This is a genomic window from Alkaliphilus sp. B6464, from assembly GCF_018141165.1.
GTDB lineage: Bacteria > Bacillota > Clostridia > Peptostreptococcales > Natronincolaceae > Alkaliphilus_B.
Map to the genome: position 1 here is coordinate 1,692,638 of NZ_CP058557.1, position 15,634 is coordinate 1,708,271.

Here is a 15,634-nt window from a genome sequence, read left to right on the forward strand (position 1 = left end):
ATAGTCGGTTAAGTTAATAAGGAAGCTTAGTAGACTATATAGAAGGGAGAGAAACTCCTTGTACGAATTAAATAATTTTGAATCAATTAGAATAGCTTTGGCTTCTCCAGAAAAGATTAGACAGTGGTCTAAGGGAGAAGTAAAAAAACCTGAAACTATTAATTATAGAACATTGAAGCCAGAAAAAGAAGGTCTGTTTTGCGAAAAAATATTTGGACCTACTAAAGACTGGGAATGTCATTGCGGAAAATATAAAAGGGTTAGATACAAAGGGGTTGTATGTGATCGTTGTGGCGTTGAAGTAACAAAATCTAAAGTAAGAAGAGAGAGAATGGGGCATATAGAGCTTGCTGCCCCTGTCTCACATATTTGGTATTTTAAAGGAATACCAAGTAGGATGGGACTCTTATTAGATATGTCACCTAGATCTTTAGAAAAGGTATTGTACTTTGCGGCCTATATTGTAATCGATCCAGGTGAAACTGCCTTGACGGAAAAACAGGTTTTAACAGAGAAGGAATATAGCGAAGCTATTGAAAAATATGGCAGTAACAGCTTTAAAGCTGGAATGGGAGCAGAGGCAGTTAAGAAACTGCTAGAAAATATAGACCTTGAGGAACTATATAAAGACTTAAGACACAAGTTAAAGGAAAGTACGGGACAAAAAAGAGTACGTACTATTAGAAGATTAGAAGTAGTTGATGCATTTAAACATTCAGGAAATTTACCAGAATGGATGATATTAGATGTAGTCCCGGTTATACCGCCAGATTTAAGACCAATGGTTCAATTAGACGGTGGACGTTTTGCTACTTCTGACTTAAATGACTTATATAGAAGAGTAATTAACCGTAATAATCGACTAAAAAGATTATTAGATTTAGGAGCACCGGATATTATTGTACGAAATGAAAAAAGAATGCTTCAAGAAGCAGTGGATGCACTTATAGACAATGGTAGAAGAGGTAAACCTGTTACAGGTCCTGGAAATAGACCATTGAAATCACTCTCCGATATGTTGAAAGGAAAACAAGGTCGTTTCCGTCAAAACTTATTAGGTAAACGTGTAGATTACTCTGGTCGTTCTGTTATTGTTGTTGGTCCTGACCTTAAGTTTTATCAATGTGGATTACCTAAAAAAATGGCATTAGAGTTATTTAAGCCATTTGTTATGAAAAAGCTAGTTGAAGAAAACCACGCTCACAATATAAAAAGTGCAAAAAGGATGGTAGAGAAGGTTAAGCCAGAAGTTTGGGATGTACTCGAAGAAGTAATTAGGGAGCATCCAGTACTTCTTAACCGTGCTCCTACGCTGCACAGACTTGGTATCCAAGCTTTTGAACCAGTACTAGTAGAAGGAAAGGCTATTAAACTTCATCCATTAGTATGTACTGCATATAATGCAGACTTTGATGGTGACCAGATGGCAGTTCACGTACCTTTATCTGTAGAAGCTCAGGCAGAAGCTAGATTCTTAATGCTTGCGCCTAATAATATTTTAGCACCTAAAGATGGCCAACCGATTACAACACCAACTCAGGATATGATACTTGGAAGCTACTATTTAACTATAGAGCGAGAGGGTGCCAAAGGTGAAGGAATGGTGTTTAAAGACTTTGAAGAAATGCTAATGGCCTATGAAAATGATGCTGTTAGTTTACATGCTAAAGTAAAGGTAAGGATGAAACTTCACAAGGATGACCCTGGTAAACTGGTTGAAAGCACTGTTGGAAGATTCATATTCAATGAAGAAATTCCTCAAAACTTAGGTTTTGTTGATCGTAAGAAGGATTCATATGCACTAGAAGTTGATTTCCTATGTGATAAAAAGGCATTAGGAAAGGTTATAGATAAGTGCTTTAGGAAACATGGAAATACAATCACTTCTGTTATGCTTGACTATATTAAGCGAACAGGATTCAAATTTTCCACTCGAGGAGCTATTACAATAGCAGTAGGAGATATGGAAGTTCCAAAAGAGAAGACAGAACTTATATCTTTGGCAGAAGAAAAGGTTGATAAGTATGAGAAGGCCTTCAGGAGAGGGTTGATTTCTGACGAAGAAAGATATGAAAAGGTTATTGAAACTTGGAGTGAAACTACTGAAAAAGTAACAGAAGCCTTGATGGCGAACTTGGGCTCTATGAATAATATGTTTATTATGGCACACTCTGGTGCTAGGGGTAGTAAAAATCAAATTCGTCAGCTTGGTGGTATGCGTGGTCTAATGGCCAACGCCACTGGTAAAACTGTGGAAATTCCAATTAAAGCTAACTTCCGTGAAGGACTTACAGTACTTGAGTATTTCATTTCTACCCACGGTGCTAGAAAGGGTCTAGCGGATACTGCATTACGTACTGCCGACTCTGGATACTTAACAAGACGTTTAGTTGATGTTAGTCAGGATGTTATAATAAGAGAAATAGACTGTGGTACTGAAGATGGAAGCTTAGTTAAGGCTTTTAAAGATGGAAATGAAGTAATTGAAGAGCTATACGATCGTATAGTAGGAAGATATGCACTAGAAGATATAATTAATCCTCAAACAGGAGAGGTTATTGTTCCAAAGAATGAAATGATACTAGAGGATGAAGCAGAGGAAATATGCTCTCTTGGCATTGAAGCTGTTAAGATTCGATCAACTTTAAAATGTAATACAAGACATGGAGTTTGTGCAAATTGTTATGGTAGAAACTTGGCAACTGGAGAGCCTGTTAAAGTGGGTGAGGCAGTAGGTATTATTGCTGCACAGTCCATCGGTGAACCTGGTACTCAGCTTACAATGCGTACATTCCATACCGGTGGGGTTGCAGGTGCAGATATTACCCAAGGTCTTCCAAGGGTTGAAGAACTTTTTGAAGCTAGAAAGCCAAAAGGACTTGCAATTATCAGTGAAACCGGAGGAACTGTTAAGATTGTTGAAACTAAGAAAAAACGTGAAGTTGTAATCACTGATGAACACGGGGAAAGTATAAACTACACTATTCCTTATGGATCAAGACTAAATGTAAGAGATGGAGCAGTTTTAGAGCCTGGAGATGAAATTACAGATGGTTCAGTCAATCCACATGATATTTTAAGAATTAAGGGTGTGGCTGGTGTACAAAACTATATTATTAAAGAAGTGCAAAGAGTATATCGTCTACAGGGTGTTGATATTAATGATAAACATATCGAAGTAATTGTACGTCAAATGTTAAACAAGGTAAAAGTTGAAGAGGCAGGGGATTCAAATCTATTGCCAGGAAGTTTAGAGACAATATTTGCATTTGAAGAGGAAAATGCTAAAGTAGTTACCAAAGGTGGAGAGCCAGCTGAAGGTAAACCAGTGTTATTAGGAATTACAAAAGCATCTCTTGCTACAGAATCATTCCTATCTGCCGCTTCTTTCCAAGAAACTACTAGAGTATTAACGGAAGCTGCAATTAAAGGGAAAGAAGATCACCTAATTGGTCTTAAGGAAAATGTAATTATTGGTAAACTTATTCCAGCAGGAACTGGAATGAAGCGATATAAAAATATTGCCCTAAATACCGAGAAAACAGAAGTTGAAGTAATCAATGAAATTGATGATACAATAAATGAATGCTTATAGTTTAAAAATAAATAGTTGACACATATTTTAACAAGTGTTAAAATATTAAAGTGTGTTAATTAAAAGTTGACTTTTTTATGGTCTGGGAGATGATATCATCTCCCAGGTATTTAAAAAGGGAGGAAACTTTTCATGTTAGAAAATTTAGAAGTCCAAAACAAGATTGTTGGAATTAAACAATCCACTAAAGCATTAAACCAAGATAAAGTAAAAGTTTTATTTGTTGCAGAGGATGCAGATAATCATTTACTACAACATATGAAGCAGATTGCAAAGGAAAAAAATGTCGAAGTGGTTCATGTTGATTCTATGAAAAAACTAGGGAAAGCCTGCGGTATTGATGTAGGTGCAGCTGTTGCTGCAATTTTAAAGTAACTGATTACACAATACAACTTAGGTAAAGACAGTTTATCTGTAGCATGTCTATCAGATAAATCTTTTATTTTATTTAAACCTTTACTATTGGAAGGAGGTGCAATAGATGCCAACAATTAGCCAGTTAGTACGTAAGGGAAGAAAGCAAGAAGAGTACAAATCAACAGCCCCAGCGCTGCAAAAAGGAATGAACTCCTTAAGAAAAAGAACAACTGACTTAAGTTCACCACAAAAAAGAGGAGTTTGTACTGCTGTTAAAACTGTTACTCCTAAAAAACCTAACTCAGCCCTAAGAAAGGTAGCGAGGGTTAGATTAACAAATGGTATTGAAGTAACAGCTTACATCCCGGGTATTGGTCATAACCTACAAGAACACAGTGTTGTTCTAATTAGAGGTGGAAGAGTAAAAGACTTACCAGGGGTTAGATACCATATTGTTAGAGGTGCATTAGATACAGCAGGAGTTGCTAACAGAATGCAATCAAGATCTAAATATGGTGCTAAGAAACCTAAAGCAGCTAAGAAGTAATTGATATCGGAGCGGTTATTAATATAGACTTCACCTATTTAGTTTATAAATAAGTGATACAATATAAAAACAGCGCACTACGGCAATAGTTAATTGTCGAGTACCGATGAACAACTCTATTTATTATTGAGGAGGGAAGAAAAGTGCCAAGAAAAGGAAATGTACCTAAAAGAGAAGTATTACCTGATCCATTATACGGTAGCAAGGTGATATCAAAATTAATCAATGCTATTATGCTAGATGGTAAAAAGGGTATTGCACAAAAAATCGTTTACGATGCTCTAGAGCTAGTACACGAAAGAACAGGTGAAGATGCACTGGAAGTATTTGAAAAGGCTATGAACAACATTATGCCTGTACTAGAAGTTAAGGCTAGACGTGTTGGAGGATCCAACTATCAAGTACCAATAGAAGTAAGACCTGAGAGAAGACAAACATTAGGACTTAGATGGTTAGTAAACTATACTAGAGCTAGAGGCGAAAAAGGTATGGTTGAGAGACTAGCTAAGGAAATTATAGATGCATCTAATAGTACTGGTGCAACTGTTAAAAAGAAAGAAGATACACACAAAATGGCAGAAGCTAACAAGGCCTTTGCACACTACAGATGGTAAAAAAATGCTTATAAAGGCATTTTGCATATGCTATCTGTAGAAGGGTCACAAGCTACAGATTTGCATGAGAGGAGGATTACTGTGCCAAGGCAAACTTCACTTGAGAATACAAGAAATATTGGCATAATGGCGCATATTGACGCCGGGAAAACAACAACAACCGAAAGAATTTTGTTCTATGCCGGAAAAATCCGTAAAGTTGCTGAAACTCATGAGGGTGGAGCACAAATGGACTGGATGGAACAAGAAAAAGAAAGAGGTATCACTATTACTTCAGCGGCTACAACATGTCACTGGAAAGATCATAAAATAAATGTTATTGACACACCAGGTCACGTGGACTTTACTGTAGAAGTAGAACGTTCACTAAGAGTGCTTGATGGATCTGTAGCAGTATTTTGTGCTAAAGGTGGAGTAGAACCTCAATCTGAAACTGTTTGGAGACAAGCAGACAAATATAGAGTACCAAGAATGGCATTTATTAATAAAATGGATATTTTAGGTGCTGACTTCTTCCAAGCTGTAGGCATGATGAAGGATAGATTAGGGACTAATGCAGTTCCTTGTCAATTACCTATAGGTAAAGAAGATACTTTTAAAGGAATAGTTGACTTAGTTAAAATGAATGCAGTAATGTATTTAGATGATTTAGGACAACAAATGGAAATTGTAGAGATTCCTGAAGATATGAAGGAATTAGCTGCTGAATATAGAGAAAAATTAGTTGAGGCAGTATCTGAAACTGACGAAGAACTGATGATGAAATATTTAGAAGGTGAAGAGTTAACTGAAGAAGAAATCGTTAATGGACTAAGAAGAGGTACAATTAACGTTCAATTTACTCCGGTTTTCTGTGGATCATCCTATAAAAACAAAGGTGTACAATTACTTCTTGATGCTGTAGTAGCATATATGCCATCACCATTAGATATTCCAGCAATTAAAGGTATTTGTGGAGATACAGAAGAAGAAGTTGAAAGACATTCAGACGATAGCGAACCATTCTCAGCTTTAGCATTTAAAATTATGGCTGACCCTTATGTAGGAAAACTAGCTTTCTTCAGAGTTTACTCTGGAACAATTGAATCTGGTTCCTATGTTTTAAACTCAACAAAGGGTAAGAAAGAGAGAATTGGACGTATTCTTCAAATGCATGCTAATACAAGAGAAGAAATATCAACTGTTTATGCTGGAGATATTGCAGCTGCTGTAGGTCTTAAAGATACAACTACAGGAGATACACTATGTGATCCTGATAGTGTTGTTATTCTAGAATCTATGGTTTTCCCAGAACCAGTTATCCATGTTGCTGTTGAACCAAAAACAAAAGCTGGCCAAGAAAAAATGGGTGTTGCTCTACAAAAGCTTGCAGAAGAGGACCCAACATTTAAAACTTATACAGATGAAGAAACAGGTCAAACAATTATTGCAGGTATGGGTGAACTTCACTTAGAAATCATCGTAGATAGAATGCTAAGAGAGTTTAAAGTTGAAGCAAATGTTGGTAAACCACAAGTTGCATACAAGGAAACAATTACACAGGCTGTTGAAGTTGACTCTAAGTACTCTCGTCAATCTGGTGGTCGTGGACAATATGGTCACGTTAAACTAAGAGTAACACCTCAAGAACCTGGTGTAGGATATGAATTTGTTAACAGTGTTGTTGGTGGATCTATTCCAAGAGAATATATCCCAGCTGTTGATGCTGGTATTCAAGGAGCTATGAAGAGTGGTGTTCTTGGAGGATATGAAGTTGTTGACGTTAAGGTTGAACTTTATGATGGTTCTTACCATGAAGTTGACTCTTCTGAAATGGCCTTTAAAATTGCAGGTTCTATGGGCTTTAAAGATGCTATGAGAAAAGGAAAAGCAGTGCTTCTTGAACCATATATGAAGGTTGAAGTTACAACACCTGAAGATTATATGGGAGAAGTTATTGGTGACCTTAACTCAAGACGTGGTAAGATTGAAGGTATGGATGCAAGATCAAATGGTACTCAAGTTATTAGATCATATGTACCTCTATCAGAAATGTTTGGTTATGCAACTGATCTTCGTTCTAAAACACAAGGACGTGCAACTTATTCAATGCACTTTGATCATTACGAAGCAGTACCAGCAAGTATTGCTGAAAAAGTTACTGCTAGTAAGTAGTATAAAATTTTTAATAATAGAATAGCAGATAAGATATTTTGTTCTGCTATTCTAACATATATAATAAATTAATAAATTTAAATTGTATATTAAGGAGGAAAATAACAATGGCAAAGGCAAAATTTGATAGAAGTAAACCACATGTTAATATTGGAACAATTGGACACGTTGACCATGGTAAAACAACATTAACAGCAGCGATCACAAATACATTAAATGTAAGATACGGAACAGGTGCAGCTGTAGCGTTTGATAAAATTGACAAGGCACCAGAAGAAAGAGAAAGAGGAATCACAATATCTACATCACACGTAGAGTACGAAACACCAAACAGACACTACGCACACGTAGACTGTCCAGGTCACGCTGACTATGTAAAGAACATGATTACAGGAGCAGCACAAATGGATGGAGCGATCTTAGTATGTTCAGCAGCGGATGGTCCAATGCCACAAACAAGAGAGCACATTCTATTATCAAGACAGGTAGGGGTACCATACATCGTAGTATTCTTAAACAAATGTGATATGGTAGATGACGAAGAGTTATTAGAACTAGTAGAAATGGAAGTAAGAGACTTACTTAACGAATACGAATTCCCAGGAGATGATACACCAATCGTCAGAGGATCAGCACTACAAGCATTAAACAATCCAGAAGGACCATGGGGAGATAAGATCGTAGAATTATTCGAGCAAATCGACACATACGTTCCAGAACCAGTAAGAGCAACAGACAAAACATTCCTAATGCCAGTAGAGGACGTATTCTCAATTACAGGTAGAGGAACAGTAGCAACAGGAAGAGTAGAAAGAGGAGTAATAAAAGTACAAGACGAAGTAGAACTTGTGGGAATTGCAGAAGAATCAAGAAAAGTAGTAGTAACAGGAGTAGAGATGTTCAGAAAGTTATTAGACCAAGCACAAGCTGGAGATAACGTAGGATTACTATTAAGAGGAATCCAAAGAACAGAGATTCAAAGAGGACAAGTATTATGTAAACCAGGAACAATTAAGCCACACACAAAGTTCAAAGCAGAAGTATACGTATTAAAGAAAGAAGAAGGTGGAAGACATACACCATTCTTTGATGGATACAGACCACAATTCTACTTTAGAACAACAGACGTAACAGGATCAACAAAATTACCAGAAGGAATGGAAATGGTAATGCCAGGAGATAACGTTACAATGGAAATTGAATTAATTCACCCAATCGCTATTGAAGAAGGACTAAGATTTGCTATTCGTGAAGGTGGAAGAACAGTTGGATCTGGAGTAGTTGCTTCTATTATAGAATAATTAAATAACTAATAATATATACAAATTTAGAAGAAGGGTTAGCTCTTCTTCTAAATTTGCATTATGTGAAATAAAAATAAAAAAAGAGTTGAAAAAAGACTTGAAATTTACAACAGTATATTATAAAATATATTAGTGTGTTAAGAGGCGATGATGTGAAAGGTTGCCCAAAGGGGAAATTTTCACTGAGCATGTCTTGATCAAAGAATCGGGCGACAAGGCCTAATTGTCCTGTTTTTTAAAAACATATCAACACACCCGGGACAGTGTATCATGGCCTGAGTCGTACGTAAAGGAAATCACGTGCGATGAGAAGGAGGGAAATTAAATGGCTAAAGGCAATCAGAAAATCAGAATCAGATTAAAAGCATATGATCACAAAGCATTAGATCAATCTGCTGAAAAAATTGTTGAAACAGCTAAAAGAAGTGGAGCAGAGGTATCCGGTCCAGTACCATTACCAACTGAAAAACAAGTTATCACTATTCTAAGAGCTGTTCACAAGTACAAAGATTCTAGAGAACAGTTTGAAATGAGAACACATAAGAGATTAATTGATATCTTAAACCCAACTCCAAAAACTGTTGATTCATTAATGAGATTAGATTTACCAGCAGGAGTTGACATTGAAATTAAGTTATAAACTCAATAGAGCTAAGATAAAGAGATGGATATTCATCCTATCTTAGAATGATTAGCAAAAGCTAATCCTCTGTAAGATTAATAGGAGGTGTAGATATGAAAGGTTTAATAGGAAGAAAAATTGGGATGACACAAATATTTGATGAAATCGGTCTTGTTATTCCAGTAACAGTAATTGAAATTGAATCAAACGTTGTAACACAAGTAAAAACTATTGAAAAAGATGGCTACAATGCTCTTCAAGTTGGACATGGGGATGTTAGAGAAAAAAATATTAACAAACCACAAAAAGGTCATCTTGATAAAGCAGGGGTAGGTCCAAAGAGAACTCTACAAGAATTTAGAGTAGAAAGTACTGAAGGATTTACTGCTGGTCAAGAGTTAAAAGCGGATCTTTTTAAGGTAGGAGATAAGGTTGATGTTTCTGGAGTATCTAAAGGTAAAGGATTCCAAGGTACTATTAAGAGACATAACCAAAGTAGAGGACCTATGAGTCATGGTTCTAGATACCATAGAGGACCAGGATCAATGGGAGCAGCATCATACCCAGCAAGAGTATTTAAAGGTAAAAAACTTCCAGGGCATATGGGTAGTGAAAATGTAACAATTCAAAATCTTGAAGTTGTTAAAGTAGATGTTGAGAGAAATCTGTTAATTGTAAAAGGTGCGGTGCCAGGTCCAAAGAAAGGCCTAATAACAATTAACGAAAGTATAAAGCAAGGTAAATAATCTGGCAAGAGGAAGGAGGATGTAAAATGCCTAAAGTAGCTATATATAACATTTCAGGACAACAAGTTAGCGAAATTGAATTAAATGACAGTGTGTTCGGAGTAGAAGTAAATGAACATGCAATGTACGAGGTTGTAAAAAACCAACTAGCAAATAAAAGACAAGGAACACAATCAGCAAAGACAAGAGCTGAGGTAAGAGGTGGCGGTAGAAAACCTTGGAAACAAAAAGGAACAGGTAGAGCTCGTGTAGGAAGTATCCGTTCACCATTATGGGTTGGCGGAGGTACTGTATTTGCACCAAAGCCAAGAGATTACAGCTACACAATACCAAAGAAAGTAAGAAGATTAGCAATGAAATCTGCACTTACTTCAAAGGTAAACAGCAATGAATTAATAGTATTAGATGAATTAAGCTTAAAGACTCCAAAAACAAAGGAAATGGTAAACATCCTTAAAAACTTAAATGTGGATAAGAAAGCTCTTATCGTAATGAGCGAAAAGAGTGAGGCTGTTATCAAATCGGCTCAAAATATTCCTGGAGTACAAACAGCATTAGTTAACACAATAAACGTGTATGATATCTTAAAATATGACAAGTTCATTATTACAAAGGATGCTGTTCAAAAAGTGGAGGAGGTGTACGCATAATGACAAATCCACATGATATTATTTTAAAGCCTGTAATTACTGAAAACAGTATGGACGATATGGCTAATAAAAAGTATACATTTGTTGTTAGCAAAAAAGCTAATAAAATCGAAGTTAAACAAGCAGTTGAAAAAATCTTCGGTGTAAAAGTGGAAAAAGTAAACACCATGAATATGATTGGTAAAGTAAAAAGAATGGGCGCGAAAGAAGGAAAACGTGCTGACTGGAAAAAGGCTATTGTAACATTAACACCAGAGAGTAAAGAAATTGAATTCTTCGAAGGTATGTAATTAGCCGATCTGGAATAAGAAGGAGGGAAACCGAAATGTCTATTAAGAAGTTAAAACCTACTTCACCTGCGAGAAGACAAATGACTGTTTCTACTTTTGAAGAAATAACTAGAGTTGAACCAGAAAAGTCATTATTAGAACCTATTAAAAAAAGCGGTGGTAGAAACTCATACGGTAGAATTACTGTGCGTCATAGAGGTGGCGGAGCAAGAAGACATTATAGAATTATTGACTTTAAGAGAAATAAAGATGGTATACCTGCAAAGGTTGCAACAATTGAGTATGACCCAAATAGAAGTGCCAATATAGCATTATTACACTATGTTGATGGTGAGAAAAGATATATTATAGCTCCACAAGGATTAAAAGTTGGGGATATGTTAGAATCTGGACCAAACGCAGATATTAAGATTGGTAATGCACTACCACTTCAAAATATGCCTGTTGGTACAGTTATACACAATATCGAAATGAAGCCTGGAAAAGGTGGTCAGCTTGTTAGATCAGCTGGAAACTCAGCGCAGCTAATGGCTAAAGAAGGCAAACATGCTCTAGTAAGACTACCATCTAGTGAAGTAAGATATCTTCCAGTAAATTGTAAAGCAACAATTGGTCAAGTTGGTAACCAAGAGCATGAAAATATTACAATCGGAAAAGCAGGTAGAAAAAGAAATATGGGTATTAGACCTACAGTTAGAGGATCTGCAATGAACCCTAATGACCATCCACACGGTGGTGGAGAAGGTAGATCACCTATTGGACGACCAGCTCCTGTTACACCATGGGGTAAACCTGCACTTGGATACAAAACTCGTGATAAGAAAAAAGCTTCAGATAAGATGATTGTATCAAGAAGAAAGAAATAGGATAAAATCCTAGAATGGTAAGCAACTGAAGGGAGGAAAAGTAATGAGCAGATCGCTTAAAAAAGGACCTTTTGTTCACCAAGGACTTCTTAAGAAAATAGAAGAGATGAACGATAAGAGCGAAAAAAAGGTAATTAAGACATGGTCTAGGGCGTCCACAATTTTCCCACAAATGATCGGTCATACAATTGCTGTTCATGACGGAAGAAAACACGTTCCAGTATATGTTACTGAAGATATGGTAGGTCATAAGCTTGGAGAGTTCGCTCTAACAAGAACTTATAGAGGCCATGATGATAACGAAAAAACAACTAAGAGAAAATAATTAAGATTTTCTATAAGGAAGGAGGTAGTTGTTGTGGAAGCAAGAGCAATCGTTAGATACGTAAGAATCGCTCCTAGAAAGGCACAACAAGTAGTTGACCTTGTAAGAGGTAAAAAGGTTGATGAAGCATTAGCAATTTTGAAGTATACTCCAAAGGCAGCAGCTCCAATCGTTGAGAAGTTAGTAAAGTCTGCTATCGCCAATGCTGAAAACAATAATAACATGGACATAGATCGTTTGTATATTTCTGAGATATATGCAAATCAAGGACCGACAATGAAGAGATTCAGACCAAGAGCTATGGGTCGTGCAACAACTATTAGAAAAAGAACTAGTCACATCGAGGTTGTATTGAAGGAAAAATAAGGCTTAAGGAGGGAAAAGAATGGGTCAAAAAGTAAATCCACATGGATTGCGTGTTGGTGTCATTAAGGACTGGGATACAAAATGGTATGCCAACAAAAGAGACTTCGGAGATCTTCTTGTAGAAGATAATAACATTCGTAAATTTGTTAAGAAAAAGCTTTTCTTATCTGGAATTGCTAAGATTGAAATAGAAAGAGCAGCTAATAATAGAGTTAAAATAAACGTTCACACAGCTAAACCAGGAATGGTTATAGGTAAGGGTGGCCAAGGCGTTGAAGATTTAAGAAAAGATATCGAAAAATTAACTAAAAAGAGCGTTGCTGTAAACGTGGTAGAAGTAAAACGCCCAGAAACAGATGCACAATTAGTGGCAGAAAACATTGCTTTCCAACTTGAAAGAAGGGTTTCATTTAGAAGAGCAATGAAGCAAGCTATGCAAAGAGCAATTAAATCTGGTGCAAAAGGTATTAAAGTATCCACATCAGGTAGACTTGGTGGAGCTGAGATGGCGCGTACAGAAGGATATAATCAAGGAAATGTACCACTACACACATTAAGAGCAGATATCGATTATGGATTTGCAGAAGCCGATACTACTTATGGTAAATTAGGAGTAAAGGTTTGGATATACAAAGGAGAAGTACTTCCTACTAAAGGAAAAGTAGCTTCTATGGATAATAATCAAGAAAAACAAGAGAATAATGATAAAAATACAAGAGGTAGAAGAAGAGAAGCGAAATAAGTGTAATGCCTTTCGGGAAGGAGGAATAGTTCATGTTAATGCCTAAAAGAGTTAAACGTAGAAGAGTGCATAGAGGAAAAATGAGAGGTCAAGCCCACAAAGGGAACACTGTTTCCTATGGTGACTTCGGCTTAATGGCAATGGAGCCTGCATGGATTACTTCAAATCAAATTGAAGCAGCGCGTATTGCGATGACAAGATATATTAAAAGAGGGGGTAAAGTTTGGATTAAAATTTTCCCTCACAAACCTGTTACTAAGAAACCAGCTGAAACTCGTATGGGTGCCGGAAAAGGTTCACCAGAATATTGGGTAGCAGTTGTAAAACCGGGAAGAATTATGTTCGAACTTTCAGGTGTTTCTGAAGAAAGAGCGAGAGAAGCTATGAGACTTGCTGCACATAAGCTCCCAATTAAATGTAAGTTTGTAACACGTGAAGATCAAGAAGTAAAGGGTGGTGAAGCTAATGAAAACTAAAGAAATGAGAGATATGACTAATGTTGAATTAGATCAAAGGCTGACAGAATTAAAAGGTGAATTATTTAATTTACGTTTTCAATTAGCAACAGGCCAGCTTGAAAACCCTTTGAGAATTAGAAATGTTCGTAAGGATATTGCTAGAATTAAAACAATCATTAGGGAAAATGAATTAAAGCAGGCAAGAGCGTAATATATAAAGTTCACAAGGAAGGGAGGCCAATCTCGTGGAAAGAAATTTAAGAAAAACAAGAGTAGGTCGAGTTGTAAGCGACAAAATGGAAAAAACAATTGTTGTTTTAGTTGAAGATTTTGTTCGACATCCATTGTACGGAAAAGCCGTTAAAAGAACAAAAAAGTTCAAGGCTCATGATGAAATGAATGAGTGTGGAATTGGTGATCGTGTAAGAATTATGGAAACTAAGCCATTATCTAAGGATAAAAGATGGAGATTAGTTAAAATTGTAGAAAAAGCTAAGTAGGATAAGTAGCGAAGGGAGGTATTGTCATGATACAACAAGAATCACGTCTTAAAGTTGCTGATAACTCTGGAGCAAAGGAATTACTTTGTATTCGTGTATTAGGTGGAACAAGAAGAAGATACGCTAATATTGGTGATGTAATCGTTTGTTCGGTTAAAAGTGCAACACCAGGCGGAGTTGTTAAAAAAGGACAAGTCGTTAAAGCTGTAGTAGTAAGAACTAAGAGCACTACAAGAAGAAAAGATGGAAGCTATATTAAGTTCGATGAAAATGCTGCGGTTGTAATCAAAGATGATAAACAACCTACAGGAACACGTATATTTGGACCAGTAGCAAGAGAACTTAGAGATAAAAACTTTATGAAAATAGTATCATTAGCTCCGGAAGTACTATAGTCGAGGAGGTGTTTTAAGTGCACGTTAAGAAGGGCGATACAGTAGTAGTTATAACTGGAAAAGATAAAGGCAAAAAAGGAAAAGTACTTCAAGTACTACCAAAGAAAAATAGAGTAATTGTTGAAGGGGTAAATATGGTAACTAAGCACCAAAAACCAAATCAACAAATGCAACAAGGTGGAATAATCCATCAAGAAGCAGCAGTTAATGCATCAAATGTAATGCTTTGGGATAAAAAAGCTAACCAAGGTGTTAGAGTAGGATATAAATTTTTAGCTAACGGTGAGAAAGTAAGAGTAAGTAAAAAGACCGGCGAAGTAATCGACTAAGGATATATGAAAGGAGGTCCGCTTGAGCATGGCTAGACTTAAAGATATGTATAAAAGTGAAATTGCTCCTAGTATGATGGAGAAGTTCGGATATAAAAGTGTAATGGAAATTCCAAAACTAGAAAAAATAGTAGTAAACATGGGTCTTGGTAGTGAAAAAGATAACCCAAAGGCGCTTGAAGCAGCAGTTAAAGAATTAGGAATAATTGCAGGACAAAAGCCTGTAGTTACAAGAGCTAAGAAATCAGTTGCTAACTTTAAACTTCGTCAAGGAATGCCAATCGGCGCTAAAGTAACTCTAAGAGGAGAAAAAATGTATGAGTTTGCTGACAGACTATTAAACATTGCTCTTCCAAGGGTAAGAGACTTTAGAGGTGTTAATCCTAATGCTTTTGATGGTAGAGGAAATTATGCATTAGGTATTAAAGAGCAATTAATTTTCCCGGAAATTGAATATGATAAAGTAGAAAAAGTGCATGGAATGGACATCATCTTTGTAACAACAGCAAAAACTGATGAAGAATGTCGTGAATTACTAAGATTAATGGGAATGCCTTTTGCAAAGTAATGTAAGGAGGGAAAAACGTGGCAAAAACGTCTCTTAAAGTAAAACAACAAAGAACACAAAAATACCAAACAAGAGAATATAGTAGATGTAAAATTTGTGGTAGACCACATGCTTATTTAAGAAAATTTGGTATCTGCCGTATTTGTTTTAGAGAATTAGCCTATAAAGGCCAAATACCAGGTGTTAGAAAAGCAAGCTGGTAAAGT

At 36.2% G+C, this 15,634-nt stretch carries 21 protein-coding genes; all 21 read left to right on the forward strand.

Going from position 1 to position 15,634, the window contains the following annotated elements:
• The first annotated feature begins 58 nt into the window (after window positions 1–58).
• Window positions 59–3,595 carry a DNA-directed RNA polymerase subunit beta' gene (gene rpoC, locus HYG84_RS08095; RefSeq protein WP_212381926.1) on the forward strand — a complete coding sequence of 1,179 codons (3,537 nt, stop codon included), beginning with the start codon at window positions 59–61 and terminating at the stop codon, window positions 3,593–3,595.
• 132 nt (window positions 3,596–3,727) lie between these two features.
• Window positions 3,728–3,970 carry a ribosomal L7Ae/L30e/S12e/Gadd45 family protein gene (locus HYG84_RS08100; RefSeq protein WP_212381928.1) on the forward strand — a complete coding sequence of 81 codons (243 nt, stop codon included), beginning with the start codon at window positions 3,728–3,730 and terminating at the stop codon, window positions 3,968–3,970.
• 106 nt (window positions 3,971–4,076) lie between these two features.
• Window positions 4,077–4,499 (forward strand): 30S ribosomal protein S12, encoded by a 423-nt coding sequence (gene rpsL / locus HYG84_RS08105; RefSeq protein WP_212381930.1) that lies wholly within the window; start codon window positions 4,077–4,079, stop codon window positions 4,497–4,499.
• A gap of 143 nt (window positions 4,500–4,642) precedes the next feature.
• Window positions 4,643–5,113 (forward strand): 30S ribosomal protein S7, encoded by a 471-nt coding sequence (rpsG, locus tag HYG84_RS08110; protein WP_212381932.1) that lies wholly within the window; start codon window positions 4,643–4,645, stop codon window positions 5,111–5,113.
• 27 nt (window positions 5,114–5,140) lie between these two features.
• Window positions 5,141–7,267, forward strand: a complete 2,127-nt coding sequence (gene fusA / locus HYG84_RS08115; RefSeq protein WP_442860800.1) for an elongation factor G — start codon at window positions 5,141–5,143, stop codon at window positions 7,265–7,267.
• Between the two features lie 107 nt (window positions 7,268–7,374).
• Window positions 7,375–8,568, forward strand: a complete 1,194-nt coding sequence (gene tuf, locus HYG84_RS08120; protein ID WP_212381913.1) for an elongation factor Tu — start codon at window positions 7,375–7,377, stop codon at window positions 8,566–8,568.
• Window positions 8,569–8,896: 328 nt separating this feature from the next.
• A complete protein-coding gene (rpsJ, locus tag HYG84_RS08125; RefSeq protein ID WP_212381936.1) occupies window positions 8,897–9,211 on the forward strand; it encodes a 30S ribosomal protein S10 in 315 nt (104 codons plus the stop codon).
• 95 nt (window positions 9,212–9,306) lie between these two features.
• The gene (rplC, locus tag HYG84_RS08130; RefSeq protein ID WP_212381938.1) at window positions 9,307–9,939 is read left to right on the forward strand and encodes a 50S ribosomal protein L3; all 633 of its coding nucleotides are present in this window, start codon (window positions 9,307–9,309) and stop codon (window positions 9,937–9,939) included.
• Between the two features lie 26 nt (window positions 9,940–9,965).
• On the forward strand, window positions 9,966–10,589 hold the full coding sequence (rplD, locus tag HYG84_RS08135; protein ID WP_212381940.1) for a 50S ribosomal protein L4: 624 nt from the start codon (window positions 9,966–9,968) through the stop codon (window positions 10,587–10,589).
• Window positions 10,589–10,879 carry a 50S ribosomal protein L23 gene (gene rplW, locus HYG84_RS08140; RefSeq protein ID WP_212381941.1) on the forward strand — a complete coding sequence of 97 codons (291 nt, stop codon included), beginning with the start codon at window positions 10,589–10,591 and terminating at the stop codon, window positions 10,877–10,879. Before rplD ends, rplW begins: the two co-directional genes overlap by 1 nt.
• Before the next feature lie 35 nt (window positions 10,880–10,914).
• Complete coding sequence (gene rplB, locus HYG84_RS08145; RefSeq protein ID WP_212381943.1) at window positions 10,915–11,745, forward strand: 50S ribosomal protein L2; 831 nt, start codon at window positions 10,915–10,917, stop codon at window positions 11,743–11,745.
• Window positions 11,746–11,788: 43 nt separating this feature from the next.
• Window positions 11,789–12,070, forward strand: coding sequence for a 30S ribosomal protein S19 (gene rpsS / locus HYG84_RS08150; RefSeq protein WP_212381946.1), 282 nt, complete (start codon window positions 11,789–11,791; stop codon window positions 12,068–12,070).
• 33 nt (window positions 12,071–12,103) lie between these two features.
• Window positions 12,104–12,436 (forward strand): 50S ribosomal protein L22, encoded by a 333-nt coding sequence (rplV, locus tag HYG84_RS08155; RefSeq protein ID WP_212381948.1) that lies wholly within the window; start codon window positions 12,104–12,106, stop codon window positions 12,434–12,436.
• A gap of 19 nt (window positions 12,437–12,455) precedes the next feature.
• Window positions 12,456–13,178, forward strand: coding sequence for a 30S ribosomal protein S3 (gene rpsC / locus HYG84_RS08160; RefSeq protein ID WP_212381950.1), 723 nt, complete (start codon window positions 12,456–12,458; stop codon window positions 13,176–13,178).
• Window positions 13,179–13,210: 32 nt separating this feature from the next.
• Window positions 13,211–13,654, forward strand: a complete 444-nt coding sequence (gene rplP / locus HYG84_RS08165) for a 50S ribosomal protein L16 (RefSeq protein WP_212381952.1) — start codon at window positions 13,211–13,213, stop codon at window positions 13,652–13,654.
• Window positions 13,644–13,847 carry a 50S ribosomal protein L29 gene (gene rpmC, locus HYG84_RS08170; RefSeq protein ID WP_212381954.1) on the forward strand — a complete coding sequence of 68 codons (204 nt, stop codon included), beginning with the start codon at window positions 13,644–13,646 and terminating at the stop codon, window positions 13,845–13,847. The genes rplP and rpmC overlap by 11 nt, the downstream gene beginning before the upstream one ends.
• A 34-nt stretch (window positions 13,848–13,881) precedes the next feature.
• Entirely contained in the window at window positions 13,882–14,136 is a 255-nt protein-coding gene (gene rpsQ / locus HYG84_RS08175) for a 30S ribosomal protein S17 (RefSeq protein WP_212381956.1), read from the forward strand.
• Window positions 14,137–14,162: 26 nt separating this feature from the next.
• Window positions 14,163–14,531: a 50S ribosomal protein L14 gene (gene rplN, locus HYG84_RS08180; protein ID WP_212381958.1), complete on the forward strand. Its 369-nt coding sequence runs from the start codon at window positions 14,163–14,165 to the stop codon at window positions 14,529–14,531.
• A gap of 17 nt (window positions 14,532–14,548) precedes the next feature.
• Window positions 14,549–14,860, forward strand: a complete 312-nt coding sequence (rplX, locus tag HYG84_RS08185) for a 50S ribosomal protein L24 (protein ID WP_212381960.1) — start codon at window positions 14,549–14,551, stop codon at window positions 14,858–14,860.
• 28 nt (window positions 14,861–14,888) lie between these two features.
• Window positions 14,889–15,428, forward strand: coding sequence for a 50S ribosomal protein L5 (gene rplE, locus HYG84_RS08190; protein WP_212381962.1), 540 nt, complete (start codon window positions 14,889–14,891; stop codon window positions 15,426–15,428).
• A 17-nt stretch (window positions 15,429–15,445) separates the two neighbouring features.
• Window positions 15,446–15,631 (forward strand): type Z 30S ribosomal protein S14, encoded by a 186-nt coding sequence (locus HYG84_RS08195; RefSeq protein ID WP_212381965.1) that lies wholly within the window; start codon window positions 15,446–15,448, stop codon window positions 15,629–15,631.
• Window positions 15,632–15,634: the final 3 nt, after the last annotated feature.